Source organism: candidate division KSB1 bacterium (assembly GCA_022562085.1).
Classification (GTDB): Bacteria; Zhuqueibacterota; Zhuqueibacteria; order Oceanimicrobiales; family Oceanimicrobiaceae; genus Oceanimicrobium.
The window spans coordinates 1-3,092 of sequence record JADFPY010000441.1; the positions used below are offsets into that span (position 1 = coordinate 1).

Here is a 3,092-nt window from a genome sequence, read left to right on the forward strand (position 1 = left end):
ACCTGGATTGCAGCAGCGGAATCGTCAGAATGCCCTCGGCGGGCAGATTGTCGAAGTCCCCGAACTTGATCGGTTGGTAACCTTTAATATGTAAAATGGAATCAAAGTCGCCGGGTTCGACTTTAAACCAGTTTATCGACTCGGGTGCATTTCCCGAAATAACTTTATCCATCTGCGCGAAGACCGATTTGCGAACTTTTTCCGCCTGCCAGCCGGCGATGAAGAAGTAAAAAATGATTAGCAGCATGGCTAGTTGAATCAGTTGCGGAAACGTTGATTGAAAGAGGCCGGAGATTCTTAATTTGCGTGAAAGGCTGGCAAAATTGTAGACAAGAACAATCGGGATTTTTATCAGAACTGCAAGCAGATATATTTTGAAGGTGAAATACCAGAATTTTGGCAGGGCGTACCAGAAAACGGGTTGAGTGAATTGGCTGATGTTAATCCCATCAAATGGATTTGAATTTCTAAACCCTCTGAACATCAAAAAGACGACCAGCAGGGCGATCCAGCATTCTGCTTTGGTCAATTCCTCCAGCCATTTGGTCTTCCGCAGTAAATAAATGAATAAAAATATTTGCAGAAAAAGAGAGGCCAAAAAACTTTCGTGCTCGATTAGGTAAAGACAGATAAAAGCCAAACATAAAAAGCCAAAGAGGGTGCCTCTTTTGTCCTTGGTGTTTCGCACTAAAATCAGACTGAAAGTCAAGACCAGGAAGGCTTGTATGAAAATTTGAATGAATTTTGGAAACCACCCTGTATTGGAAATTGTCGAGCTGAAAAGTGAAGTTGAAGAATAAATCGAACGCAGCAGGAGAATCTCAAACAGAGCAAACACAAAAAAGCAGGCAATCAAAACTTCGCTTGGCGGCCGGTACTTTTTCTGAATGTCGCCAACGAGTTTAAATAAAAAATAACCATGAACGAGCTGGAATATAAAATCAAGATCGAACGAAAAGATATTGATTAAAGTGAAACTAAGCAGCCAGCCTAAGAAGAAGAGGACGGTTTCCTTTCTCTTGGTTTCTGTCGAGCCCAGGCTTAGTGCAAAATCTTTAAGTCTTTGCCCAAGCTGAAAATTTGAATTCGGCATGGGCGTGCTTTCGTGATTCATAAGAATGAAATTAAGGATAAGGGGAGAAAAATGCAAGGAATTGAATGGTAAGGATCAGACAGTTGTTCCTTGCGCGCATGATTTTGTTTGATGATTTTCACGAGGAGCGAAGAGCGATAAACGACAGACAACTCACTCAATTAAACTCTAAACGCTCTGCGCTCATCGCTCTTTTCTACAAAACTTTAATCACTACCATGGTCATGTCGTCATGCTGCGGGTGGTTGCCAACGAAAATTTTAACACCGCGGACAATTTTTTGAATCAGAGCATTGGCGGAGAGGTCCCGGTTCTGAGATACAATATCCAGAAGCTGCTCTTCTCCATATTCCTCGCCCTCTGCCGTGCTGGCTTCGGTGAAACCGTCGGTGTAGAAGGCTAAGACGTCGCCGCTTTCCAGGCTGATTTCATGTTCTTCAAGAGATTGGGCAAATTTGTCGCCTCCTTCCAAGCCAACAGCAATGCCTCTGGGCTGGAGGAAGGAATTCTTGGAACCGGCGCGCTTGGCCAAAATTGCCGGATTGTGTCCCGCTCTGGAAAGTCTTATTTTATGATTTTTCATGTCGAGCACGGCATAGAACATGCTCACAAAAGAATTCCGCTCGATGTTGTTGTACATTTGTTTGTTAACTTTGTTGAGCACATCTTTTGGAGAAGTGCTTTCGCCGGCATGCGATTGTAAGATGCCTTTTGTGAGGGTCATGTAAATGGCCGCCGGTACGCCCTTCCCGGAAACGTCGCCGATTGCAATACCCATTTTACCGTCTCCTAGCTGGAAAAAGTCGTAATAATCGCCTCCGACCTCGAGTGCGGGAATACAAATTCCGGCAATGTCATATCCCTCGATAAGTGGGTTTTGTTTCGGCAGCAAGCTCATCTGCACGTTCCGCGCAATTTCCAACTCTTGAGCCATGCGCTCGCGTTCGGTAATGCGTCGGATGTGGGCGGGAATAAGCTCACGGGAAAAAGTAACTTTTTGTCTGCGAATAAAACCAATTAATGCCACGACCAGTGGAAATGCCATGATAGCATAGAAAATAACAGTCTGTTGTTTAAAAAATTCGGATGATGAAACCAGCATAGGAACGGCGTAGGCGAATGAAAGCATAACCCAATTTGTGAAAATGGCAGTGAGCAAATCAAATCGAACGATGATCAACCCTAACACGATGCTCATCAGAAAGTAGGAGGGGAATAACCACCAGAAGTCAATAAACCCTGGGGGAAAGTCCCAAAGAGTAAACGCCACGAGGGTCCAGAGCAATGAGGAGACCAGAATACCGGGCCAGATCTTTTTTGTTTTTTCCCGTAGCCAGGAAATGAAGAAGAACCGGAATACGATTTCGCTGAGAATTGCGACACGTAAGCCGAGAAACGCTGCGCTCATGGATGGAAAAACCGATTCCGGAATTCCATTTAAACTGAGTGTAAAAATGCCGAAGTTGTTGTATTGCGAGGCAAATGTCAAAACCCCAAAAATAACCGCCAGCAGGATAAACCCAAAGGAATAACCGTACACTGCAGAGGCTGCAAAATTGAGAGAGAACGGTTTTTTCTGAAGCAATCCATCAATGGCAGTGAGTTTATTACCCCAACCTTTGCGAGCCGAAGATTCACCAACACTCCATCCGGCGAAAACCATGGCAGCCATGAATGCCTGAATAATAAACACACCTATAAAAAACGACACTATTCGAAAATTATAGCGGTTTAAGCTTGGTCCACCACTCGAGCCATAGCCGATGGTTGTAAAACTTAACAAGTGCTCTATTAAAATGAGTGCAAACAGGAATACAAAAATACCTAATGCGCCCTTGATTCCGACCTCGCCCTCGTGGTATTTTTTAAGATAAAGTGTGATGACAAAAATCAACAGAAAAAATGTTGCTACTGAAGAGGCTGTTATAATGAAGGAAACAATTGTGCCGATATTACTTCCTTCTTTGATAAAGTCTTCTGGTTCATCGAGATCGGTGCC

2 protein-coding genes are annotated in these 3,092 nt (G+C 43.9%); both read right to left on the minus strand.

Annotation, left to right across the window (positions count from 1 at the left end; translation table 11 throughout):
• A partial coding sequence (locus tag IH879_21930) for a hypothetical protein (protein MCH7677586.1) occupies nucleotides 1-1,114 on the minus strand: 1,114 nt, incomplete at its 3' end.
• Nucleotides 1,115-1,289: 175 nt separating this feature from the next.
• A partial coding sequence (locus IH879_21935; protein ID MCH7677587.1) for a SpoIIE family protein phosphatase occupies nucleotides 1,290-3,092 on the minus strand: 1,803 nt, incomplete at its 5' end.